This window comes from Okeania sp. (assembly GCF_035285525.1).
Lineage (GTDB): Bacteria > Cyanobacteriota > Cyanobacteriia > Cyanobacteriales > Microcoleaceae > Trichodesmium.
This window is the reverse complement of record NZ_JAYKGW010000165.1, coordinates 35,702-61,691: the sequence shown is the minus strand read 5'-3', so window position 1 is coordinate 61,691 and position 25,990 is coordinate 35,702. Positions and strand designations below refer to the sequence as shown.

Below are 25,990 nucleotides of genomic sequence, written 5' to 3'. Positions count from 1 at the left end.
TGGAAAATTCCCAGTTGGTTTTAATAGGGAAAGCTCCTGATTTTTCCCACTTGAAGTCTCTATCTGAAAAATGGAATTTTCTGAAGGAGTTGCCAAAGATAAATAGGAAGTCTGTAGATAGTTTTCTATCAAATTTTCCCGATTTTCTAGTTTCTTTCTATCTGAGAAATAAGCTTCATTTTTAGCTAGTCTTTTCTTATTACTAGAAACTTGCCATTTTTCATAAACCGCAGAACCATAAATATTGCCGTTATTAACTCCCGGTTTTAACTCCCAGGCAAACTTATCTCCTTCCGGCGTTAAAAAACGATGATTTTTCCCCGCATAAATTACCGTACCGCTAGACAAAGTAATCTTTAATATTTCCCTCACACCACTCTGCCACTGTTTAGCAACTTTTGCCTCCCAAACTTTTCTACCATCCGAAGTTAAAATTATCTCTCCACTCTTAATATTTTCAATTGCCCTCCTTGAACCATCTGGTTTATCAATTAAAGTTCCTTTAGGCAAACATAAAACTCCATAAGTTTCTTGCAAAATTGGCTTTAACTTTGGATGTTGATATTTAATTTCTTCTCGCCCATGTTTCCTGTCAATAAACTTCGGAATTAAACCAGCATCCAAAGGTCCGGGGCGATACAAAGCTAAGATAGAAGAAATATCTTCAATAGAAGAAGGTTTCAATTTTTTCACAACATCAACCATCCCAGAAGATTCCAACTGAAATACTCCTTCTAAATCTCCAGATTTAAGTAATTCATAAGTCTTTTTCACATCTTCTGGCATTTTCTTAATATTGCCTCTTTCCAAAATTTCCATTGTCCTTCTTTCATTAGCAGGCAACTCATCTGGAATCAAAGGAAGATGATGATTTTTCTCAATCAAATTGGCAGTATTCTGGATAATAGTTAAATTTTTCAATCCCAAAAAATCCATCTTCAACAAACCCAAAGATTCTATATCTTCCATGTGATATTGAGTGATAGTTGAGCCATCATTATTTCTTTGCAAAGGCACAATTTCATCCAAAGGTTCTTTAGAAATTACTACCCCTGCTGCGTGTACTCCAAAAGTTTTATTAGTTCCCTCAATTCTAATTGCCATATCTATCCATTGTCGGATCGGAATTTTACCAACTTCTACCCCTTCATTATTTTTAATTTCTGTTTCTTGATTCTCAAAAGCTTCCTTAAATTCTGGGGAAGGAGTTTCATTAGAAATCATCACTTTTAACTTTGCTGGTTTACCCCTAGCAACAGGAATTAACTTTGCCATTTTATTAGCTTCACTAAAGGAAACTCCTAACACTCTCCCCACATCTTTTAATACTGCCTTAGAAGTCATTCTATTAAAAGTAATAATTTGAGCAACTCTCTCTTCCCCATACCTTTTAGTCACATATTCAATCATTGCATCTCTATTTTCTATACAAAAATCTGTATCAACATCTGGCATTGATTTTCTTTCTGGATTTAAAAATCTTTCAAATAATAAACCATGATGCACGGGATCGATATTAGTAATTCGCAAAGAATAAGCAACTAATGAACCAGCAGCACTTCCCCTACCAGGACCTACAGGAATATTTTCATCTCTGGCATATTTTATGTAATCCCAAACTACCAAAAAATATGTAGAAAAACCTTTATCCTGAAGAACTTTTAATTCAGTTTCCATCCGCTCTTTGTAAACTGGGGAAATTTCACTTCTTTGTTTAAGTTTTAACCTTTCTAATAATCCTTCCCAAGCAAGTTTTTCTAGATAAGTATCGGCATTATGTTCTGGCGGAATCGGATAATCAGGAATCCTTGGCTCTCCTAATATTCCTTCATATTTTTCAACCTTATTTGCCACTTCTAATGTATTAGTGATCGCTTCTTCTATTACTTCATTTTCTAAGTGGTCTCTAAACAATAGTTTCATCTCTTCAGCAGACTTTAAATATTCGGTTCCGCTATATCGCATCCGCTTTTCTTCGGCGATTAATTTTTGAGTGTTAATACACAACAAAGCGTCGTGTGCTTCTACGTCTCGACAAGAAATAAAATGAGAGTCGTTTGTGGCTACTATTTTTATCTTTAATTTATCGGCAATTTTCACAATTCTAGTATTTACTACCCTATCTTCTGGGAAGCCGTGGTCTTGTATTTCTAAATAGTAATCTTCTCCAAATAAATCTTTGTACCACTTAGCTACTTTTTTCGCTTCATCTAATTTTCCCTGCATAATATTTTGCGGTACTTCTCCTGCTAAACACCCGCTAGTTACTATCAGACCTTCGTGATATTTTTCTAACAATTCTTTATTAATACAAGGTCGAGCAAATATGCCTTTTCCTTGAAAACCTTGTAGATGAGAAACGGTTGTTAATTTGACTAAGTTTTTATAGCCTTGAGTATTTTTTGCTAATACGACTTGGTGAAATTTTTTCCCTCGTTGCTGTTTGGTAATATCTCCATTTATCACATACATTTCATTCCCAATTATGGGTTTAATTCCTTTATTTCGACACAATTTAATTAATTGAATTGCCCCATACATTACTCCGTGGTCTGTCAGAGCAATGGCTGGCATTCCTAGTTCTACCACTCTATCTATTAATTGTGGTAATTGGGATGCTCCGTCCAATAGACTATAGTCACTATGAATATGTAGGCCAACAAATGACATTTTTTTTTGATTTTAGAATAGATATTTTATGTAGTCTTATATTTTAGCCAGATAAGAAGCGAAGAGGGAAGAAGATTGATTTTTGCTGCTCTTAGTTTCACTAAAAGTCTTTACCTGTAGAGTTTTTAGGGTTTATCCTCGTAGAGTATAAGTTAATATTATTAATTTTACCAAATAGATTATGAATTTAAACTTAATTTCGCAAAAAAAGTTGAAATGAGATATTTTGAGGCAAAAATGGGGTAGTTTTGGTGAAATCCCGTTTTCATTACTCATTGGTTAAAAGTATTGATATGTAAGAAATACAGGGTGGTTGCAAAGAAAGAAATTTTCGTGTATTTTGGAGGTAAGTTATTCGCTCTGCGCAGGTGCTTTATAAAATGAAAAAGAGAATTAGTAAGTAGGGTTTATCCTCGTAGAGTATAAGTTAATATTATATTTTTTTTATAAATAGATTAGGAATTTAAACAGTATTTCGTCAAAAAAGTTGAAATGAGATATTTAGGGTGAACAATGGGGGAGTTTTGGTGAAATCCCGTTTTCATTAGCTATTGGTTAAAAGTCTTGATATGTAAGAAATGTAGGGTGGTTGCAAAGAAATAGATTTTCGTGTATTTTGGAAGTAAGTTTTTAGCTCTGCGCAGGTGCTTGATAAAATGAAAAAGAGAATTAGTAAGTAGGAGTGTGATCGCAAAGCGAAACGTAGTTTTATCGCGTACAGAAGCAAAAAGTAAGAGGAAAGAAGGAAGAAAGAAGAAGGTTAATTTTTGCTGCTTTAGTTTGACTGAAAGTCTTTTTTGAATATCTTTTGCTGCAATGGAAAATTTATAGAAATGGAAAATTTATAGAAAAAGAACTATCTGAATTATTAATAGACTATAAGCATTCAAAATCTAGGCATCAAGAAGACTTTCAGAATATTTACCACAACTGATATAAAATCAATAATTAAGCAGCTTTCGAGTAGCTAATAATATGATTAATATAGTTAAAATTTATTGTGTGATGAGTAAATTTGTTTCACCTCTTTCGTTTATGAATATATGGGAAATTGGAGTGATAATTCTGTCTATCAAATCTTCAAATCCTAAAACAACAAGTTGATGAATACATACAAAAGGTGGCAGATATTTGGAAGTTTGCTCGTAGAATTGAAACTGGGAGTTCTCCATCTGCTCTTTAAAAAGTAAAATTTTTATTGGTTTTATTTAGCAAAAATGGCAAACTTTCCATAACTGAGCTATAACTAATATAAACTTATTTCTACTTCTTGAAATGAACTATGAAAAAGAAAAGATTTGTCAGATTATCCAATAAAGAATAACACCATTAGTAAATTATAATTTAGGGAATATTTTTAATATTTATTGTATTTTAAATATGAGGATATTCACATAATAAGAAGTAAGGATGATTTGAGAAAAGTGTCAAATTTTTGGTATTTATATCTAAAAATAGTGTATTATAACACTGTTCTGAAACTTCAAAGAATAGGAATGATACTCATGCAAAACTCACATTATGTTTCTCTACAAATAATTGGTAAAAATCAAGTCATAACCATTCCCCATGAATTTGCTTTGCCAGGTACTGAAGTTTTATTAGGCAAAGAAGGCGATCGCTTAATAATTGAACCTATTCCTTCTAATTCCTGAGTTTCCTTACTAACTACATTGTCAGACATAACAGATGATTTTCCTGATATAAATGAATTATCAATACCTTCTTAATACTAACACTCTATCAGATTTAGTAAGACATCCTGAAGGTAGAGTTTTCCAGGAGATTATAACTTTATTATTCTTGATTCTTAACTATTCTCTCCTCCCTAAATATAAACATTATTATTGCACTTTTTGCTAATCAAAAACCTGAGATTATCAATTTAATTTGATTAAATTTTTTAACTCCCGCCAAATAAAAGGTTGACTAGAAATTGATGCAGGATGAGTCAAAATCCCCTGAGTAGGACTGAACAAAAAAGCTAATATAAATAAGCCGAATGATACTAATACAATGGCAGGACCAGAAGGCAAATTATAAAAGTAGCTAATATACATTCCACTAATACTAGATAAAATTCCTATTCCTACTCCTAATATCATTACTTGGTGGAGTCTTTGAACTAATAGATAAGCTGTAGATGCTGGTGTAATTAATAAGGATAAAACTAAGACTACTCCTACTGCTTTGAGACTCGCTACAATTGTTAAACCAATTAACACCATTAAACCCAAATTTAATAAATTTACAGGTAATCCTACTGCTTGAGCGCCAAGGGGGTCAAATGTGTAAAATAATAATTCTTTATAGAGTAGAAATACTACGAATAAAACTATTGTACCAATAATTAATGTATCTCTGACGTCTCCAATAGTTACCCCTAGAATATTGCCGAATAAAAAATGATTGAGGTCAATTTTATTGTCTTTTTGAATAATTGTAATTAATGTGATTCCTAAAGCAAAGAAAGCAGAAAAAACTATCCCCATTGCTGCATCTTCTTTGATTGGCGATCGCGTCCTAATTAGATTGATTAAAATAGTGCTAATTATTCCGGCAATAAATGCTCCGATAAATATATTTATTCCTATCCAAAAAGCCACAGCTAATCCTGGTAAGACTGAGTGACTAATAGCATCTCCTAATAAAGCTAATCTTTGTACAATTAAGTAACTGCCAACTACTGCACAAATAATTCCAATTATTATTGCTATTAGGAGCGAGCGCTGCATAAAATTATATTGTAATGGTTCTAGTAATGTTTCTAACATTAGTGTCAATTTTTCCTTTTTTTTTATCTGTTTGATTATTCTGATTTTATAGCAAAATAACTAAGTGGAAAGTTGAAAATATTTAAGATGATTAAGTAAAACAGGAGGTAAGCATTCAGCTATTAGCTGTCAGTTATTAGCAATATAAATTTTAACCTTAAGGAATAAATTTAAACGAATATAGACTTGAAAATTGGTTTTTATAGTAATATTTCATTCTGAATAGTAAAGCTTTTATCACCAGCTAAAAGCTATAGCTGACGGCTGAATGCTTACAACAGGACTTACGCAAAAGCAGTTGTCATTTTGGTAGACTAAATTAGGGACATTGTATACAACTTCCCTACTAGGTTATCATTATTTTTTAATCTGGTTTACTGACCTGAAAACTCCTATAAAGTAAACATAAACTACTAAAATTTCCATTAATTTACAACAAAAAATAGAAGCTGATAGTTGACTGCTAAATGCTGAATGCTTTACATTAAGAAACTGCAAAACCTGTATACTCACGCACTTCTTCTGGATGAAAAGCCAAAACTATCATATCTTTGGTTATGCCTGCTTCCAAAAGTTCTTCAGCAACAGGTTGAGAACAACCATCATATTGAATCCAGATTTTATCATTAATAATATCAATATGAACCACTGAACCACAAACTCGACGTACACCATCCCAACCCACATGAATTACTTCATAATGGTCTCGTTCAGTGTCAATTACAATTTCCACATCTATTTGACCATTAGCAGGTTTATGAGTGCCATATTCGTATATTATTTTCTTAATAATTTCACGATAGTTATCTAACTTATCCATTTAATTATTCTCCTAATTTTTTCATCAAAAATTATCAGATGCAGTTGTATTTTATTAATAATTAACTGACCTAGTTTCTCTTGGAAAATATTTTCATAAGCTTTTAGATTAACAGCAAGATCAAGTAAACGTTCTGATTCCAGTTCCGATAATACACTTCGATAAATTTCATATTGCCCTACTGCTATTTGTAAATCATTTATGGGAGAAAGACTAATAAAACTTTTGATTTCTACAGCAATTTTTTGTCCGTTTTTTTCCGCAGCGATCGCTGTTTTTTCTGCACCCAAATCAACATAAAGATGTTTACCTCCATAACCTAAATATAGAGGATCGTTAGTAATTTTCCAACCATCTGTTTTTAAGGCTTCAACAACTGTATTATGATAAATATCTCTAGCTGACATTAGTTATTTAAGAATTTAATAGTTCAAATTATATACAATAGAAGTAGATTACATTGTAACTTAATACGGTTCAGTTAAGGATTTTTTTGCAGTAATGAACTACATTGCTATAATCAAAATCCTGTAGGGACGTTGCATCGGCAAAAATGCGTTTCATGTCGCCCAGCGTTTCGCTGCGCGACATATAAAGCCGAGCTTTGCGTCAGCAAAATGTTCCTACTAGACCGACACACTTAAAATGCTGCAATAGCTGTAGGTTACAAAAATGTTTCTCCCCCGGAAAAGTTCTAAAATATCTTGTTTCTTGTCACCTCGTTCATAAAGTCCTCGAACTAAAGTTCATTTCCGCTGCCGTCGCTTTTTTTCAATTATCAGTTATCAGCTTTTACAGTGCCCGAAAAATCAGTTAACAGTTGTCATAATTTCTGGGATGCTCCTCAACAAGCAAGTATGGTTTTTTGGGCTTAACTTAACCTGAGTATATATGAGCGCAACTTTTCCATTATGAATATAATACCATGTCAAATTTTTTTGTCAACCCCCTTTTTCAGTTATTAGTTTTTTTCAGTTTTTTTGATGATAGAAAATAATATTTTAGCAATCTATTTCCATCCTAATTGATACTTTAAAATGAAAGATTGATAGGCTTTTTTATAAACAATACTGTTATTTATATCCATCAACTTCTGAAAAAGCTAAAAACCAATCGATCAAATATAATAACTGATAAGTGATAACTGAAAATAAGGTTTTTTTCAATATAGTTAGCATCTTTGAGAATAGATAAATAATACTTTGTTTCTAAAGCTTCTTTATAAGCTATGGGCATTTTTCTATGATGTCCGGTTGAACAGCGATCGATAAATAACTAGGTCGAACTGAGGAGTCAGTAGTCAGTAGTCAGGAGGGAAGAAAGAAGAATAAGAAAGTTTTTTTATACTTAAAAACTTCTTCCTTTTCCCTCTTGAATCCTTACTCTTCCCTCGTTATTTATCACTATTCAAACCGACATGATAGAAATCCTCAAAATAACTATCCTCGTCTAATTTTTTCTACACCATTCTCATGCTTGGTATCACTATAACTACCTTTCCCATTCCCGTTACCATTAACATAGTTATTGCCATTACCATTACCGTTAACATAATAACCATTCCCCTGAAAAGCTGCTCTCTTTTCATTAACTTCTGCCAAATCTTCAGTATACTTAGGAAATAAACTCAACTGTAAACCTTTCGCCATCACATAAAACACAGGAACCACATATAAACTCAAAACTGTAGATACCAACATTCCACCCATAACCGACATCCCAATAGAAACCCGACTAACAGCACCCGCACCGGAAGCAAACGCCAATGGCATCACCCCGAAAATCGTTGAAAACGCTGTCATCAAAATTGGGCGAAACCGCAACCGCGATGCTTCAACTGCTGCCTTAGTAACAGACATTCCCTCTGCTAACAACTGATTAGCAAACTCCACAATCAAAATAGAATTTTTAGTTGCCAAACCAATTAACATAATTAACCCTATTCGACTATAAACATTAATTTCCAACTGTGCTAACCATAACGCTCCAAACGCTCCCAATAACGATAGCGGAACTGCCAACAAAATCACCACCGGGTCAATATAACTCTCAAACTGAGCCGCCAACGTCAAAAAAATAAAAATTAGCGACAACCCAAAAATAAACACCGTCGCTTGACCCGCATCTCGAAACTGAGACGATTCACCTTTTAAATCTGTACGCATATCAGCAGGCAAAACTTGATCTGCCAAATCATTCAATACCTGCAACGCCTCACCCAGACTAACTCCAGAAGCAGGACTTCCTTCAATCGTTGCTGAACGAAATCGGTTGAAATGGTTAATTTCCGGAGGAGTTGTACTTGTCTTCACTGTCACCACATTGCTCAATGGAATCATATCTCCACTACTGGTGCGTACATACATCTCATCAATATCTTGTAAACTCTCGCGGAACTGTTCGTCAGCTCGCACAATCACATCATAGCGCTGGTTGCCATCGGTAAAATTGGTAATATCTTGTCCTCCCATCATAATTTGCAAAGTCCGGGCAATATCCTGCACCGATATCCCTAAATTCGCTGCTTGAGCGCGGTCAATTTCTACTCTCACCTCTGGTTTATTAATTTTTAAATCTGTATCAATATTCTGCAATTGAGGTAACTTTTGCGCTTCATTAGCAAACTCTTCTGATACTTGCGCCAACTCGTCTAAATCCGTTCCTTGCAAAACAAATTGTAGGGGTTGACTGCGACCATTACCAGGCAAAGAACCCGGATTTATCGGAAATACTCGCCCATCTGTTATCGGTGCAAACACTCCAAATAAACGTTTCACAATCTCTTGCTGTGCTTGTTCCGGCTTCTGGCGTTCAGACCAGGGTTTGAGGTTAGTGAAAGCAAAACCTCGGTTTGCTTGCGCTGTGCTACCAAATCCGCTGATGGTAAAATAACTGTTCATTTCTGGTACTTGAGATAGTTTCTCTTCGACTTCACCGATCACTTTGTGAGTGTATTGAATACTCACCCCTTCTGGTGTTGACACCGAAACAAATATTCTACCTCTGTCTTCTGTGGGCAAAAACCCTTGGGGTAATTGTTGGAATAACCAAGCGATCGCCCAAAAAGATAGGATAAATCCTAATATTACTAATGGTTTCATTGCCATCAACAGGCGCAATGACCAATTATAGATAGCTGAGATGCGAGCGATCGCCCAGTCAAATAAATCTAGAGGCAGAGAAAACAGTCGGGAGATTATATTTTTTCGTTTTTCTGGTTCGTATTTTTTTAAGATTAGACCTGATAATGAGGGAGCTAAGGTTAAAGCAACAAAGGTGGAAAATACAACAGATACGGCAATAGTGAGAGCAAATTCATTAAATATTTTTCCTGCGGAACCACCGGAAAATCCTACGGGTAAGAATACTGCAATCAAGACGACGGTTGTAGCAATGACGGCAAATACTACTTCTCCCACTCCTAACATTGCTGCTTGCATAGGAGTTTTTCTTTCTTCTTGAATATATCGGACTATATTTTCTAGGACGACAATGGTATCGTCAACCACCAAACCTGTTGACAGAGTGAGTGCAAATAGAGTGAGGGTATTGATGGAAAAATTCATAAAAAACATTACCCCAAAAGCACCGATCAAGCAAACGGGAATAGTGACAGTAGGAATAATAGTTGCTCGCCAGTCTCGCAGAAACCCATAGATAACTAAGACAACTAACACTATTGCTAAGAGCAAACTTTTCCAAACTTCTTTGATAGCTACTTCCACAAATTTTGAGTAGTCAACGGCGATGCTATATTCCATTCCGTCTGGAAAGTCTTGGGATAATTCTTTCATTCTTTCTTTCACACCTTGAGCTACTTCCAGAATATTTGCCCCAGAAAGTTTGCTGATACCGATAGCTACTGCTGGTTTGCCGTTGAAGCGGGCAGTAGTGCGATCATTTTCGGCTCCGATTTCTGCCCTCCCAATATCCCTGAGCCTACTGAAGGAACCGTCATTATTTTTTCTGATAACCAGTTCTTGATATTCTTCTGGGGTTCGCAAACGACCAAAAGTCCGAATCGGAAATTCTGTAGATTCTGCTTCTATTCTGCCACTAGGAATTTCTACATTTTGTTGTCTGAGAGCTTGCTCAACGTCTAGAGCGGTAATATTTCGAGCAGCCATTTTTTTGGGGTTTAACCACAGTCGCATAGCGTAGCGACGTTCCCCACCAATGAAAATACTACCGACTCCATTGACAGTTTCCAAAGCATTTTTGACAAATTTATCTGCGTAGTTGCTTAACTCTAATGGCGAATATTTTTCCCCAGTTAAAGCTATCCACATTATCCGTTCGTTGTCACTATTTTGTTTAGAAACTACTGGTGTATCTACCTCATCGGGAAGATTTCTGGTAGCGCGGGCAACGCGACTGCGCACATCTTGAGCTGCTGCTTCTAAGTCGCGACCAAGTATAAATTCAACATTTATGGAACTGGAACCTTCTCTGGTGCTAGAAGTCAAAGTTTTTACCCCTTCTACACCGTTAATTTCGGCTTCAAGAATTTCTGTGACTTCTGTTTCTACTACTTCGGGGTTAGCTCCTGGGTAGGTAGTTTGCACGCTGACAACTGGTGGTTCGATGGTAGGAAATTCTTGTATTGGTAAGCGAGTATAACCTACTAATCCAATCAAGATAATCATTAGGGAACATACTGATGCAAATACTGGTTTTTTAATAAAAAAATTGGTAAACATTGTATTTTTAAGTCAAAATTCAAAAGTCAAAAGTAATGTTAGAGAATAATTATTAGTTTAATATGGAATCCGGATAATTAGTTGATGAAAAACTTTGTATAGCAATCCTAAATAGTTTGTCAGATTTTACGATGTTTGGTCTCCAAACCCGCCCCCCACATTTTTGATGTTGTAGAGAAGAGGGCGGGTTTAGGTAAATCTGAGATTAAACAGGGAAATCTCTGAGAAGGTACAAAGTTTTTCGTTAACTAATTATTCGGATTCTATATTACGCAAAGAAACCCGGTTTCTACGATCATACCCGGTTTCTTGGTTAGTTTGCGTAAGTAGGGGCGGGTTACGGTTCCCGAAAAATCACAACGAAAGCTAAGGAGTTTTGACACATTGTCAGCTAAACCCGCCCCCCACATTTTTGATGTTGTAGAGAAGAGGGCGGGTTTAGATAAATCTGAGATGAAACAGGGGAATCTCTGGTCAAACCCGCCCCTACAGTATTTTTCATCGCCGCCGCTACTATTGCACTATTTTAGGTATGTCAATCCACTATTCATACATTATTACCAAAAAGTTGAGAATTTATCACTCTAAAAAAAACTAATAACTAAAAATATTATTAATATAAATGATAATTTAGTATGATAATTGTCAAATTTTACACATACAGCAACTTTCATATTTCCCACCTACATAATTTCAAGATTTCTCAGTTAATATTAAAAGTCATAACAATAATTATACAAAATCTACTTGTCTAAAGTACCCTTTTCAAATTTCTCTACAACCCTTATAATTTCCAGCTTTTCCAAGATTAGGATAGATAGCCTTTGCCCTACTCTCAAAATCAAGCTTTTGTAAATTTATCTTCATAAAGTATTGACTTTATTAAAAATTACTTGCAATAATATTGAGACTTATTAGCAAGTATAGAGCAATGACTTATACCTGCTGACTAAAAGCAAATAAGGAGAAAATTAAAAATGAAAATCACTAGACGATTATTTCTAGGAACAGGCACAGCAATGGCAACTGTGGCGATCGCTGAACTAGGAAAAAGTAACCGAGGATTAGCCCAAAGTAAAGTGCTTAACCTCTATTCATCACGCCACTATGACACAGACCCACTTCTGTACAACAGTTTCACCAAAAAAACTGGTATCAAAGTTAATTTAATTGAAGGCGAAGGAGGAGAGTTAATGGAACGAATCAAAAGTGAAGGAGCTAACAGTCCCGCAGATGTCTTCCTCACAGTCGATGCAGGTAATTTGTGGCGTGCCCAACAAGAGGGAATCTTGCAACCAGTTTCTTCCTCTATTCTCAACAGTCAAATTCCCGCTAACTTCCGTAGTCCTCAAAATCTATGGTTTGGTTTCTCTAAAAGAGCGCGAGTAATTATCTATAACAAAAATAAAGTTAAACCCTCTCAGTTATCAACTTATGAAGATTTAGCTACAGATAAATGGAAAGGAAAAATTCTCATTCGCTCTTCCAACAACATTTACAACCAATCTTTAGTCGCATCTTTAATCGAAATTCTGGGAATGCCAAAGACAGAAAGCTGGGCAAAAGGCTTTGTCAGCAATTTTGCCAGACCTCCAGAAGGAAATGATACTGCTCAAATAAAAGCTGTTGCTGCTGGTATTGGTGATATTGGTATTGTCAATAGCTACTACTTAGCGCGTTTAAAAAAATCTACCAAAGCAGGGGATAAAGCGGTTGCAGAAAAAGTGGGTATGTTTTTTCCGAACCAAAACGGACGCGGTACTCACGTTAATATTAGTGGTGGCGGGGTCGTTAAAACTGCTCCTAATAAAGAAGGTGCAATCAAGTTTCTGGAATATTTAACCAGTCCAGAAGCTCAAAAAATCTTCTCTGAGGGTAATAACGAATATCCTGTAGTTCCAGGTGTACCTGCTTCTAGTGTTTTGGCAAGTTTTGGTGATTTCAAGGCTGATTCTACTAATGTTGCTGTTTATGGCAAGTTGAATGCTGAGGCGATTAAATTAATGGATCGTGTAGGTTGGAAGTAAGAAAGTAGGGGAGAGTTAGTGCGAGCAAGACGCTCGCTTCCTCATTCAGGAGTGGGGTCTGTCCTGTAAATTATCTATACTGCACAAAGAAACCGGGTTTCTAGGTTCCTCTGAAGAGAAAAGTTAGTGCGAGCATCTTAACTCGCTTCCTGAATAAGGAATGAAGAGTAAGGAAGATTTCTGTCCTGTAAATTATCTATAATTGCACAAAGAAACCGGGTTTCTGGGTTCTCCTGTGTAAGTTCTAGGATATCAAAAATTGCAAAAGAAACCCGGTTTCTGCGATAAACCGGGTTTCTGGGTTCCCTACCAATATCAAAAATTTCCATCTTAGGGTTTGGAGACCAAACCCCTACCGACTAACTCAGAATATGCTCCATACTTCTCTTCTGTTATTACCGGAAAAACTCGTAAATTATCTTTAGCCACAGATACTTTTACAGAAATTCCAATTGGTAACGCCACTGCTGGAGTAGTACGGGCAATTAACTCTTTTCCAGACTCAGTTTGTAAACAATAACGAAATTCTCTACCTAAAAACTGGCGATCGCGAATCACTATCGATCCCTCATCGTCAGCTTTCAACATTAAATCTTCCTGACGGAGCATCAACTCAAGACGATCAAATTCATCTAAACTACTAACTTCCCCACGAAAGACATTATTATTTGTTAACTCAAAAACACCCAAGTCCGTTTCCCAAACCTGAGCGCGACGACGTGCAGGCAAAAAATTAGCCTGAGTCACAAACTCCGCCACAAACTTAGAAGCGGGTTCAATATAAATATCCTCTGGCGTACCACATTGTTCCACACGTCCAGTTCGCATCACTGCTACCCGATCAGAAATAGCCATCGCTTCCTCCTGATCGTGAGTAACAATAATTCCCGAAGCACCAGCATTTTTGAGAATATCCCGTAATTCTTGACGTAATCTCATCCTCACTTGTACATCTAAATTACTCAAAGGTTCATCCAATAATACCAAAGCTGGACTTGGTGCCAACGCCCGCGCTAAAGCTACCCGCTGTTGTTGACCTCCAGATAATTCGTGGGGATAACGATTTTCCAGTCCAGATAAACCTACTAATTCCAGGACATCTTTTACCTGATGATTAATTTTTCTACTTGACTTTTTGCCAGAATTGTGTAATCCAAAAGCAATATTTTTGGCTACAGTCAAATGGGGAAATAGGGCATAATCCTGAAATACCATACCAACATTGCGTTTTTCCGGTACAACCCAATCATGTTTACCAGCAACTACTCGCCCATTAATTGTAACAATACCTGATTGTGGCTGCTCAAATCCAGCAATTATTCTCAATAAAGTCGTCTTTCCGCAACCTGAAGGTCCTAGTAATCCTAATATATCTCCTTGGTATAGTGTTAAATTGACGTTTTGCAGAGCAGGGGTAGTGGTTTGAGAAAATTGCTTGCTGACATTCTCCATTTGGAGAATTACCGATTGGGCCATTTATTGTTTAACCTCCGTTATTTCAGTTATCAGTCCAGTAGGTTGGGTTGAGGAACGAAACCCAACAACCATAAAGTCCAGTAGGTTGGGTTGAGGAACTCGAAACCCAACAACCATAAAGCTTTGTTGGGTTTCACTTCTTCTACCCAACTACATTTAATGAGTTTTCACATTTGCTCAGATCAACTCGACCCCCAATAATGTAACTTAATGTTTTTTCAGACTCTTTTTAAATTATCCTATTTTTAAGAAATCTTCTCATTAAGTTTATATAAAAATTTATAATGTTTAAAATAAAAAATTATGATAATATGAAAAAAATTAACCCTCTCAAGTGGGATGCTTGGACAATATTTGTGGTAGCGATCGCCTCCGTGATCTCAGCTCCCGTCATATTCATTCTCAGCAGTATTTTTACTAATACAGGAGAAATCTGGAGTCACTTAGCATCGACAGTTTTACCCCGTTATCTCCTAAACTCCTTCATCTTAATGGTGGGAGTAGGTTGTGGAGTTTCAATCATCGGAGTAGGAACAGCATGGTTAATTACAATGTGCCGTTTTCCCGGAAGTCGTCTATTTGAATGGGCAATGTTATTACCATTAGCAACTCCTGCTTATATTCTCGCCTACACCTACACAGAACTCCTAGAATATTACGGCCCTGTACAAACATGGTTACGAGAAATATTTGGTTGGGAGAGTGTAAGCGATTATTGGTTTCCAGACATCCGTTCCATTGGAGGAGCGATCGCTCTCTTAACCCTAACCTTATACCCCTACGTTTATCTGCTAACGCGAGTCGCCTTTTTAGAACAATCAACTTGTACATTAGAAGCAAGTCGTTCCCTCGGAGCTAACCCTTGGAAGTGTTTTTTCAAAGTAGCTCTTCCCCTAGCAAGACCAGCAATAATAGCAGGTTTAGCTCTAGCACTCATGGAAACCCTGAATGATTTCGGTACAGTGCAATACTTTGGAGTCGATACATTTACCACTGGTATTTACCGTACTTGGTTTGGTATGGGAGAGAGAATAGCAGCAGCACAGTTAGCAGCAGTATTGTTATTATTTATATTATGGTTGATTTTGCTCGAACTTTGGTCTCGTCGCCAAGCCAAATATTATCAAACCATCAGTCAGCAAAACTTACAGCAGTTTCAATTAAGTGGTATACGGAAAATTGGTGCTTTTTTTGGTTGTTTACTGCCAGTTTTCTTAGGTTTTCTTTTGCCAGCAGGATTATTGCTACAAATGACTATTGCTGAAGGGGGAGCAAGTTTTCGGGGTCGGTTTTGGGATTATGCTTCCCATAGTTTGACTTTAGCAGGAATTACCGCTATTTTAGCAGTAGCGATCGCTCTCATCATAGCTTATGGCGTGCGGTTAAATCCCAACATGGGAATGCGTTTATCTACTCGTATTGCTGCTATGGGTTATGCCATACCCGGTTCAGTTATTGCCGTCGGAATTTTAATTCCCATTGGTACAGTTGATAATGCCATTGATAGTTTTATGCGTTCCATGTTTGGTATTTCCACTGGTTTATTATTAAGTGGAACTATTACAGCATTAATTTTTGCCTATTTAGTTAGATTTATGGCCGTAGCATTTGGCGCTGTGGAATCAAGCTTATTAAAAATTAAACCAAATTTAGATGATGCTTCCCGGATTTTAGGTTACAACTCTAGTAAAACTCTAATTAAAGTTCATGTACCGATGATGTGGGGCGGTTTATTAACTGGAGCCATGTTAACTTTTGTAGATGTAATGAAAGAGTTACCAGCAACAATGGTAATCCGTCCATTTAATTTTGATACCTTAGCAGTTAGGGTTTATAATTTAGCTTCTGATGAGAGATTAACCGAAGCCGCAGGTCCAGCTTTAGCAATTGTATTAGTAGGAATAATTCCAGTAATTATACTCAGTTTAAGAATTGCCAAATCCCGCCAATATTAATATTATTAAAAGTAAGCATTTCCTGGGGAATGCTGCGCAAACAGCTACCAGCAAGTCTCCTGGATCGGAACTGCGTTAACAGGGATTAGCTATTGATTTTGGTATGGAATAAAAGCTTTATTTAAACTTTTTGTTTAAGAGATATTATTAAGGTAAAATTCTATATTACTACAAAAGTTAAAAAGTTGGCTTTATTTTTATTAAGAATGAGGTATTATTTTTGATACTTGACAGTGAATAGCTCTTTGGGCAGCATTTTGCCGGAAATGCTGAATATTAAAAGTCTCTTATGTTTATCAGATTTGTAAAATATAAATTGTGTGTTTGATTACGTTATACTGACAAGTTAACAATTGTAATAAAAAATATTAATTAGCAATATTTAATTACAATTAATATAAAATCCGGTTATTAAAAGTACCTTGTTAAAATTCATCTATAACCGTTATAATTTATGGAATTTTTATTTTATTTTAGCTTCAGAATAAAGGTTTTTTAGAACCGGATATACCATCCAAACATCCTTTCAAAACCTCTATAAAATGTTATGAGTCTCTGAATAATAAGCATTTTTATAGATGTCTATTAAGACAATTTATTGTATTATATACTTGTAAGTTTATTGTTATATGTACTTTATGCCATGTCTATTAATCCAAATATGTTGTCAAACGTAATAATTGAGGCAGATATTTCACGAACGAAAGAGCTAGTAGATTCAATTAGCCCCAAAACTCTTCCCAATGCCCTTAGAAAACTTGAGGAAGTTTTGATCAATCAAAGTTCTATATTGCAAAATGAGGAAATAAAAGAGCTACAAGCTAAAAAAATTGAGCTATTATATCGTAATAATAATCATCTGAGAAAACAGGTAAAACGTTTGCAAGAATCAGTACATAGACTAGAGCAACGCAACTATGAAATAACAACTATGAACCAGATGATGGAATCTTTACAAATGTGTGAAAAAGTTGCAGACGCTCAGAAATTTCTAGTAGAATTTCTCAAAAAACTATTTCCAGGGTTTTCTTGTAATATCTTATTAACAGATGAATGTAATTGTAAATTTCAAAGTGTTAGTGCCTATGGCAGTCTAGCAGATCGTGAAATATCTGCAGAATTTAATGATTGTTGGGCATTACGACGAGGGAAAACTCATATTACTAGCAATGCTCACCCAGGATTATTTTGTCATCATGTTGCTCGCGAGTTCCAACCTACTGAAACTATTTGTATTCCTTTATTAAATCAAGACAAAATTTGGGGGTTATTTTATCTACGAACAGAAGATTCAGACAAAATTAGCGATCGTCAAAAAAATTTAGCTCATACCGTTGCAAAACAAATATCTCTAGGACTTTACAATCTCAAACTCAGAGAAAAATTAACAAACGATAGTATTCGCGATGTTTTAACAGGTTTATATAATCGCCGTTACTTAGATGAATCTTTGAAGCAAGAAATTATCAAAGCTCAAGAAAGTCAACAACATTTAAGTGTGATTATGATAGACGTCGATCGCTTTAAACGACTTAACGATACTTATGGTCACGATGTTGGAGATATTGTACTTCGAGAACTAGGAAAATTTTTGCAACAAAAAATTAGAGGATATGATATTGCCTGTCGTTACGGTGGAGAGGAAATGACTCTAATTTTAATTAATACTCCAATAAGTGTTGCCAAAGAAAGAGCAGAAGATATTTGTGTGGGAATCAGGGAATTATCCTTAAAAAATAAGGATGAAGTTTTGCCATCTATAACTGTTTCTTTGGGAGTTGCGAGTTTTCCTGTACATGGAACCACAGGAGAAGAGATTCTTCAAAAAGCAGATCGAGCGTTGTATCAGGCGAAAAAAAATGGACGTAATCAAGTTGTTTTGTATCAATTATAGTTTTGAATCAGGATTTAGAAGGAAGGTAGAAGGGAAAGAAAGGTTTAGGGAAAAAGTTTTTTTGATGGCGCTCTTATCCGGACATGACATTAAATAGGATTGCTATAACTATAGCAATCCTAAATTTTTTGTGACAATTATTACATTGCTTTTCAATTTAATGAACCAACTACATCATCATTTCAGTTCTCATAACTAAAACCTTGTAGAGACCTTGCATGCAAAGTCCCTACTGTGTTTAACTAACAAGTAATTATACTTAATCAAATAACCGAATTTTATATGAAGTGCAAAATGTAAGTTTTGTAGAGAAGTGACGCATAATTTTAATATAGTTAGGATTTACGCAAAGAAACCCGGTTTCTAGCAGAAATCGTTGTTTTAAGCAGTAATAATCTACCCTCGTACCGGGTTTCTGGGTTTATCTGCGTAAGTCCTGATAGTTTATCTGTAATCAAGTTTAGAAAATCTGATTTGGTATTAGATATGTCAATTTCCATACTGGTGAGGTAAAAAATTCTGGATTTTAGGGAAAAGGGTACAACAAAGAGGAAATAGAATAAAAATGATTATAATTAATCAAAGATAGAAAAAATTCTCAAAATGATTCCTAACTTACCTAATTATCAAATCACAGAGCAACTGTACGCAGGTACTCGCACTCTAGTTTATCGGGGTATTCGTAACAGCGACGAACAACCTGTTGTGATTAAACTACTCAGAAACAAATACCCAAACTTTAACGAAATTGTCCAATTTCGCAACCAATATACTATTGCTCAAAATCTGGACTTTCCTAATATTAGCAAACTCTTAAGTCTAGAAGTTTATGACAATGGCTATGCTTTAATTATGGAAGACATAGGTGGAATTTCTCTATCTAATTACCTCCAAATAACCACAGATAAAAATCCTCAATATAAATATTTATCTTTAACAGAATTTCTGGAAATAGCTATCCCCCTCACAGAAGTTCTACACTATCTCTACCAAAACCGAGTCATTCATAAAGATATAAAACCTGCTAATATTCTCATTAATCCTGACACTAAACAAATTCAATTAATTGACTTTAGTATTGCCTCTCTCTTGCCACGAGAAACTCAAGAAATTCAGAATCCTAATATTTTAGAAGGTACATTAGCCTATATTTCTCCGGAACAAACAGGTCGAATGAATCGAGGTATAGACTATCGGAGCGACTTTTATTCCTTGGGTGTCACTTTCTATGAATTATTGACAGGAAAATTACCATTTGTTTCCGACAACGCCATGGAATTATTGCATTTTCATTTAGCAAAACAACCTATAGAAACCCATAAAATAAATTCACAAATTCCTCCAATTTTGTCAAATATAGTTAATAAGTTGATGGCAAAAAATGCCGAAAATCGTTATCAGAGTGCATTGGGAATTAAGCATGATTTAGAAAACTGTCTAAATCAACTTCAACAAACAGGAAATATATCAGATTTTGAAATAGGGAAACGAGATATTAGTGACAGATTTATGATTCCTGAAAAACTCTACGGTCGGGAAATAGAAGTTAATCAATTATTAGATGCTTTTGAACGAGTTAGTAATTCTTCCCAAACCCCTCTTAGTAATCCTCCCCAAACCCGCGTTAGTAATCCTTCCCAAACCCCCCTTAGTAATCCCCCCCAAACCCGCGTTAGTAATCCCCCCCAAACCCCCCTTAGTAATCCCCCCCAAACCCCCCTTAGTAAGGGGGGAGGAAGAGGAGAATTGATGTTAGTTGCAGGTTTTTCAGGGATAGGAAAAACTGCCGTTATTAATGAAGTTCATAAACCTATTGTTCGGCAGCAAGGTTTTTTTATCAAAGGCAAATATGACCAATTTAATCGTAATGTTCCTTTTTCTGGTTTTGTGCAAGCTTTTCGAGATTTAATGGGGCAATTATTATCAGAATCAGAAGCAAAAATAGAAATTTGGAAAACTAATATTCTGGCAGCATTGGGTGAAAACGGACAAGTTTTAATAGATGTAATTCCTGAGTTAGAAAATATTATTGGTAAACAACCACCAGCTATAGAATTATCAGGAACAGCCTCCCAAAATCGCTTTAATTTATTATTTCAAAAATTTGTGAAAGTCTTCACTCAAAAAGAACATCCTTTAGTCATATTTTTAGATGACTTGCAATGGGCAGATTCTGCTTCATTAAATCTGCTGAAATTATTAGTGTCAGAGACAAAATATTTATTATTATTAGGTGCTTATCGAGATAATGAAGTTTCCCCGGTTCATCCCTTGATCTTAACTTTAGATGAATTGAGAAAAATAGAGTCAATAGTAAATACAATTACTTTATTACCTTTAATTGAGTCCGAGCTGAATCAGTTAGTAGCAGATACTCTAAATTGTGAATCGTCTCTGGCTGAACCTTTAACAAAATTAGTTTATCAAAAAACTAAGGGAAATCCTTTCTTTGCGACTCAGTTTATCAAAGCATTATATGATGATAAATTAATTCGCTTTAATTGGGATATTCAACATTGGGAATGTGATATTGCTCAAGTTAAAGTATTAGCAATTACAGATGATGTGGTAGAATTTATGGCATTACAATTGCAGAAATTACCAACAGGAACTCAGGAAATTATTAAACTAGCAGCTTGTATTGGTTCTGGGTTTGATTTACAAACTTTGGCAATAGTTTCACAACAGTCAGAAACAGATACAGCAATTTTATTGTGGAAGGCATTGCAGGAGGGTTTGATTTTACCTGTTAGTGATGTTTATAAGTTTTATCAGCTTGAAGAAAATGAGAATTTTAGCTCTAAAAAAGAAAGTTATCATCAACAAAATGCTAGATATAGATTTTTACATGATCGGGTTCAACAGGCTGGTTATTTTCTAATTCCCGAAAACCAAAAACAGTTAACTCATTGGCAAATTGGAAAATTACTACAACAAAATTTATCTGAGACAGAAAAAGAAGAAAAAATATTTGATATTGTCGGGCATTTTAATATAGCAATTGAGTTAATTACTGAACCAATAGAACGGGAAAATTTGGCGAAACTTAACTTAACTACTGCACAAAAAGCTAGAAATTCAACTGCTTATGCAGCAGCCAGAAATTTTGTGCAAATAGGGCTGGATTTACTGACTGAAAATTGTTGGCAAACTCAATATGAATTAACTCTAAATCTGTATATAGCTGCGACGGAAACTGCCTACTTAAATGCTGATTTTGAGGGTATGGAAAAAATGGCTACCTTAGTTTTGGAATCTGCCCAAACCATACTAGAAAAAATCAAAATTTATGAGATTAAAATTAGTGCTTTAGCAGCTCAAAGTCAGATGTTAGAAGCGATCGCTGTCGGTAGAATTGCTCTATTACAATTAGGAGTTGAACTGCCTACAGGAGCTGACAAAGACTTAGGCGATAAATCTCTACAAATTCTGGCGGAGCGCATCTCAAATAGTCAGGTTTCAGAACTAACGAACCTCCCTTTAATGAGTGACAAACAAAAAATCGCCACGATGGAATTATTGGCAATGTTATTTTTGCCGATTTTTATCGGGAATTTTGCTTTGCTGCCAGTGCTGACTTCCATTATGGTTAGTTTATCCCTAGAATTTGGCAATACACCAGCATCAATTATTGGGTATGCTAGTTATGGGATGCTACTGTGTGCTTCTTTTGGCGAGGTAGAAAGAGGTTATGCTTTTAGTCGTTTAACATTGAGTCTACTCGATCGCCTCAATGGCAGGGAATTTAAGTCTCTAAGTTTACTGTTGTGTAGCTTTTTGATTAACCATCGTCGAGAAGCTTTGAGAAACACTATTCCTATGATGAAAGAGGGTTATCTAGTGGGAATGGAAACAGGTGATTTTTTCAGTGCTGGACACAATGCTGATAACTATTTAGATAGTAGTTTATTTGCTGGAGTCTGTCTGGATGACTGGGAGTCAGAAGTCGAACATTACTGTGTGGTTTTATCTCAAATGAAGCAAGATTCTTCTCTGGTTTTTGTCAAAATGAAACAGCAGATGGTGCAGAATTTACGAACCGCGATGGAGGAACCGGATGTCCTAAATGGAAGTGCTTATGATGAAACAGTAATGATTCCTCAACATCATCAGAATAGTGAATTAAGTGCATTAGCTGCTGTTTATATCGGTAAACTGATGGTTGCCTATTTTTTCAGCAACTATATTAATGCTCTAAATTACATTGCCGAAGCTAATTGTTTTTTAGCCACCATTGCCGGAGCAACTTACATGGCAGTTTTCAATTTTTATGCTGGCTTAACTCACTTGGCAATCTGCTCTACAGAATGTGAAATTGAGCAAACTGAAACTCTAGAAAAAGTGCAAATTTATCAAACTACTCTGATGGAATGGGCGCATTATGCTCCCATGAATCATCAACATAGAGTTGATTTATTAGAAGCAGAAAAATGTCGGCTTTTAGGCAAAAATTATGAAGCAGCAGATTGGTATGATTGCGCAATCGTTGGAGCCAAAGAAAATGAATATATTCATGAAGAAGCCTTAGCAAATGAACTAGCAGCTAAATTTTATCTGCATTGGGGAAAAGAAAAAGTTGCTGCTGGATATATGCAAGAAGCCTACTACTGTTATGCAAGGTGGGGAGCGAAGGGAAAAATTGTCTATTTAGAAGAAAAATATCCACAACTGCTAGAAGTTATTCTGCAAGCAACTAAGCTAGCAAGTAGCTCTGAGGAAACGATTTCTACCAGTGCCAGGAGAAGCATTAAGAACACTACAAACAGCCAAAACTCCAATCTATTAGATTTTCCAGCAGTGATGACAGCAGCTCAAGCTATTTCCGAGGAAATAGAATTAGAGAAACTTTTAGCCACTCTCATGGAAGTTGCGATCGCTAATGGAGGCGCAGAAACAGGATTTTTAGTGATTCATCAAGAAGCAGGATGGTTAGTTGTGGCCAAGGCTAGTCAAAACCATATAGAAAACTTGCAAACCCCTCTTTCTCAATGTCAAGAATTACCTCAAAGCTTAATTTATTCCGTTGCTAGAAATAAAAGAATCACAGTTTTTGATAACTTGAGTGCAATACCTGAATTTGCAGGCGATCGCTACATCATTAGCAAGCAACCAAAATCAGTTTTATGCACTCCTATTACCAAGCAAGGAAAATTAATTGCTATTTTGTATTTAGAAAATAATCTCACAGTGGGAGCATTTACCAGCGCTCGGATTGAAACATTACAAATTTTAACTTCACAAGCTGCCATTTCAATTGAAAATGCCCGCTTGTATCAACAAGTAGAAAACTATTCTCAAACCTTAGAAGCAGAAGTGGAGAAAAAAACTCAAGCTCTGAGTCAAAAAGCTTTTGATTTAGAGCAAGCATTGACAAATTTACAAAAAACCCAAGCCCAATTAATTCACAGTGAAAAAATGTCTTCTTTAGGTCAAATGGTAGCAGGTGTTGCCCATGAAATTAACAACCCAATTAATTTTATTTATGCCAATCTTCAACCAGCAAGTTTATACGTTGGTGACTTGTTAGATTTAGTTACTGCTTATCAAGATACCTATCCGAAACCGACGGCTGAAATTGAAGAAATAATTGAAGATATAGATTTAGATTTTTTGGCAGAAGATTTGCAAAAGTTATTAGATTCGATGGAAGCAGGTTCAAAACGGATTAGGGATATAGTAACTTCGTTGCGAAATTTTTCTCGTTTAGACGAATCGGAAATTAAAAAAGCAGATATCCACGAAGGGATTGAATCTACTTTGCTAATTTTACAACATCGGTTGAAAAATTTTCCAGAGAGAGATTGTGCAGTCAAATATCCCGAAATCAAAGTGATGAAAAATTATGGAAAATTACCATTAGTTACTTGTTATCCTAATCAGTTAAACCAAGTATTTTTTAATATTATAAGTAATGGTATTGATGCTTTAAATGAAGTTAGTATTAAGAGAAAAAAATCTGATTTTCTTCCTATTATGACAATTACTACAGCAATAACTGAAAATCAATTCATTGAAATTAAAATTGCTGATAACGGCCCGGGAATTTTACCAGAAATTGTTAATAAAATATTCGACCCATTTTTTACCACTAAACCAGTAGGTTCAGGTACTGGTTTGGGATTGTATACTAGCTATGAAATTGTCGTTGAGCATCATTCTGGAGAGCTAATTTGTGTTAGTAATGTGGATGAAGGAACAGAATTTATTATTAAAATACCAATTGCTTAGTGACTTTAGATCATCTAGTCATCTTTAGATAACTTAAGCTATCAGCCCAGGATTTCAATCCTTGGCGATCTTTATGATCTGCTGTTGATAGCCCCAACTCCCCATCCCCCCAAATAATTTTAGAAACCTGTTTAGGGATTTTATAAACCCCGCCCCGTTAGAGGGTGCGCGATCTCATGGGGCGGGTTTAGCTAACTTATCGGTGAAGACTCCTTAACTTAATAATGAAACCCGCCCCTACAAAGTCTGATTTCCTATTTGCCAGAAATCTGCTGTAACTTTTCCGTTAATTACCCTCCGCAGTCGATTTTGTTTGTAACTCAAAAGCAGAATACTCTCCACCCAAAGCTTCCACTATTGCCTGAGTATTAGAGATCAACATTTTTACATAACTATCCCCTTCACTCCCAGAAGCGCCAATAGAATCAGAATACAACTCCCTAGCTGCCAACTTTACCCCTGCTTCATCCGCAACAGTAGTAATTAACTGAGGATTAATAGTAGTCTCCGCAAAAATAGCAGGAACCCTAGTTTTCTTAATCTCCTCTGCTAAATTTTTCACCGTTTGCGCACTAGGTTGTTCCTCCGTACTCATCCCAATCAAAGTTCCCATCATTTCTAAACCATAAGCTTTCACATAATATTTAAAAGCATCATGGGTAGTCACCAGTCGGCGCTGATTTTCTGGAATAGTTGCAATTTGTTTGCTAATCCAAATATCAACCTGTCGTAACTCCTCAACTAATTTGGCAGCATTCTCCATAAACACCTCTTTATCTTCCGGTGATAACTCAATCAAAGCATCCCGAATAGCATTCACCATCACAATTCCATTTTCTGCATCACCCCAAACGTGGGGATCTGGCACCAACTCTCCCTCCTTCGGACTTTGTAACGGTGTCACTTTTTCTGCTACTGCTAACTTTTGCGCTTTCATACCCGCAGAATTAATAAGTTTAATTAAACCAGGTTCTAAATGATACCCATTATAAAAAATTAAATTTGCTTTCTCAAAAGCCACACTATCAGCAGGTACAGGTTCATAAATATGAGGATCTGCTCCCGGTTCCAAAATTCCCTGATGCTCAATTTCATCCCCACCTATTTTTTCTGTCATATCGGCAATGATGGTACTTGTGGAAACTACTAAAAGTTTATCCTCATTTTCAGGAGAAATATTTGCAGATGGAGCCGTACAACTACTAATTAATAATCCTAATAAAATAGGGAATAGGGAACAGGGAATCGGGAATCGGGAACAGGGAATCGGGAACAGGGAATCGGAAGAAGTAATTGGTAATTTTTTCATAAGAATTGATTTGATTTTGATTTAATTGACAATATTTCACTTTTTTTCGATAATTTATATCATAAATATACAGCAAATTTTGTTTAAGCGAGGTATGCCTTTTACAGGCAAGATACCTGTGCTACATAGGAGTTATT

Annotated in this window: 12 protein-coding genes; 5 read left to right on the top strand and 7 right to left on the bottom strand. The window is 35.7% G+C overall.

What is annotated here, in order from left to right:
- The coding region (dnaE, locus tag VKJ25_RS15875; RefSeq protein WP_324237607.1) for a DNA polymerase III subunit alpha at positions 1-2,670 on the bottom strand (2,670 nt) is incomplete at its 3' end.
- 1,496 nt (positions 2,671-4,166) lie between these two features.
- Between dnaE and VKJ25_RS24670 the strand changes: the two genes are divergently transcribed.
- A complete protein-coding gene (locus VKJ25_RS24670; protein ID WP_375340339.1) occupies positions 4,167-4,325 on the top strand; it encodes an antitoxin in 159 nt (52 codons plus the stop codon).
- 225 nt (positions 4,326-4,550) lie between these two features.
- Here the strand turns inward: VKJ25_RS24670 and VKJ25_RS15865 are convergent, their stop codons facing one another.
- From VKJ25_RS15865 to VKJ25_RS15850, 4 genes are all read right to left on the bottom strand, one after another.
- Positions 4,551-5,444: a metal ABC transporter permease gene (locus tag VKJ25_RS15865; protein WP_324237605.1), complete on the bottom strand. Its 894-nt coding sequence runs from the start codon at positions 5,442-5,444 to the stop codon at positions 4,551-4,553.
- A gap of 484 nt (positions 5,445-5,928) precedes the next feature.
- Positions 5,929-6,264 (bottom strand): XisI protein, encoded by a 336-nt coding sequence (locus VKJ25_RS15860; RefSeq protein WP_324237604.1) that lies wholly within the window; start codon positions 6,262-6,264, stop codon positions 5,929-5,931.
- Positions 6,252-6,671 (bottom strand): element excision factor XisH family protein, encoded by a 420-nt coding sequence (locus VKJ25_RS15855; protein WP_324237603.1) that lies wholly within the window; start codon positions 6,669-6,671, stop codon positions 6,252-6,254. The genes VKJ25_RS15860 and VKJ25_RS15855 overlap by 13 nt, the downstream gene beginning before the upstream one ends.
- Positions 6,672-7,703: 1,032 nt before the next feature.
- Entirely contained in the window at positions 7,704-10,964 is a 3,261-nt protein-coding gene (locus VKJ25_RS15850) for an efflux RND transporter permease subunit (protein ID WP_324237602.1), read from the bottom strand.
- A gap of 977 nt (positions 10,965-11,941) precedes the next feature.
- On the opposite strand from VKJ25_RS15850, the gene VKJ25_RS15845 reads away from it, so the two are divergent.
- Entirely contained in the window at positions 11,942-12,991 is a 1,050-nt protein-coding gene (locus VKJ25_RS15845; protein WP_324237601.1) for a Fe(3+) ABC transporter substrate-binding protein, read from the top strand.
- Between the two features lie 330 nt (positions 12,992-13,321).
- On the opposite strand, the gene VKJ25_RS15840 is transcribed toward VKJ25_RS15845, so the two are convergent.
- Positions 13,322-14,467: an ABC transporter ATP-binding protein gene (locus VKJ25_RS15840; RefSeq protein WP_324237600.1), complete on the bottom strand. Its 1,146-nt coding sequence runs from the start codon at positions 14,465-14,467 to the stop codon at positions 13,322-13,324.
- 311 nt (positions 14,468-14,778) lie between these two features.
- Here VKJ25_RS15840 and VKJ25_RS15835 point away from each other — a divergent pair, with 311 nt between their 5' ends.
- The 3 genes from VKJ25_RS15835 (at position 14,779) to VKJ25_RS15825 (ending at position 24,544) form a co-directional block, all read left to right on the top strand.
- Entirely contained in the window at positions 14,779-16,422 is a 1,644-nt protein-coding gene (locus tag VKJ25_RS15835) for an ABC transporter permease (protein ID WP_324237599.1), read from the top strand.
- 643 nt (positions 16,423-17,065) lie between these two features.
- The gene (locus VKJ25_RS15830; RefSeq protein ID WP_324237598.1) at positions 17,066-18,316 is read left to right on the top strand and encodes a sensor domain-containing diguanylate cyclase; all 1,251 of its coding nucleotides are present in this window, start codon (positions 17,066-17,068) and stop codon (positions 18,314-18,316) included.
- A 603-nt stretch (positions 18,317-18,919) separates the two neighbouring features.
- On the top strand, positions 18,920-24,544 hold the full coding sequence (locus VKJ25_RS15825; protein WP_324237597.1) for an AAA family ATPase: 5,625 nt from the start codon (positions 18,920-18,922) through the stop codon (positions 24,542-24,544).
- A gap of 286 nt (positions 24,545-24,830) precedes the next feature.
- On the opposite strand, the gene VKJ25_RS15820 is transcribed toward VKJ25_RS15825, so the two are convergent.
- Positions 24,831-25,853, bottom strand: a complete 1,023-nt coding sequence (locus VKJ25_RS15820) for a metal ABC transporter solute-binding protein, Zn/Mn family (RefSeq protein ID WP_324237596.1) — start codon at positions 25,851-25,853, stop codon at positions 24,831-24,833.
- Between the last annotated feature and the right edge of the window lie 137 nt (positions 25,854-25,990).

Excerpts from the sequence above, each read along its gene's own strand:
- VKJ25_RS24670 (WP_375340339.1), top strand. The coding sequence starts at position 4,167 with ATGATACTCATGCAAAACTCACATTATGTTTCTCTACAAATAATTGGT.
- VKJ25_RS15865 (WP_324237605.1), bottom strand. The coding sequence starts at position 5,444 with ATGTTAGAAACATTACTAGAACCATTACAATATAATTTTATGCAGCGC.
- VKJ25_RS15860 (WP_324237604.1), bottom strand. The coding sequence starts at position 6,264 with ATGGATAAGTTAGATAACTATCGTGAAATTATTAAGAAAATAATATAC.
- VKJ25_RS15855 (WP_324237603.1), bottom strand. The coding sequence starts at position 6,671 with ATGTCAGCTAGAGATATTTATCATAATACAGTTGTTGAAGCCTTAAAA.
- VKJ25_RS15850 (WP_324237602.1), bottom strand. The coding sequence starts at position 10,964 with ATGTTTACCAATTTTTTTATTAAAAAACCAGTATTTGCATCAGTATGT.
- VKJ25_RS15845 (WP_324237601.1), top strand. The coding sequence starts at position 11,942 with ATGAAAATCACTAGACGATTATTTCTAGGAACAGGCACAGCAATGGCA.
- VKJ25_RS15840 (WP_324237600.1), bottom strand. The coding sequence starts at position 14,467 with ATGGCCCAATCGGTAATTCTCCAAATGGAGAATGTCAGCAAGCAATTT.
- VKJ25_RS15835 (WP_324237599.1), top strand. The coding sequence starts at position 14,779 with ATGAAAAAAATTAACCCTCTCAAGTGGGATGCTTGGACAATATTTGTG.
- VKJ25_RS15830 (WP_324237598.1), top strand. The coding sequence starts at position 17,066 with ATGTCTATTAATCCAAATATGTTGTCAAACGTAATAATTGAGGCAGAT.
- VKJ25_RS15825 (WP_324237597.1), top strand. The coding sequence starts at position 18,920 with ATGATTCCTAACTTACCTAATTATCAAATCACAGAGCAACTGTACGCA.
- VKJ25_RS15820 (WP_324237596.1), bottom strand. The coding sequence starts at position 25,853 with ATGAAAAAATTACCAATTACTTCTTCCGATTCCCTGTTCCCGATTCCC.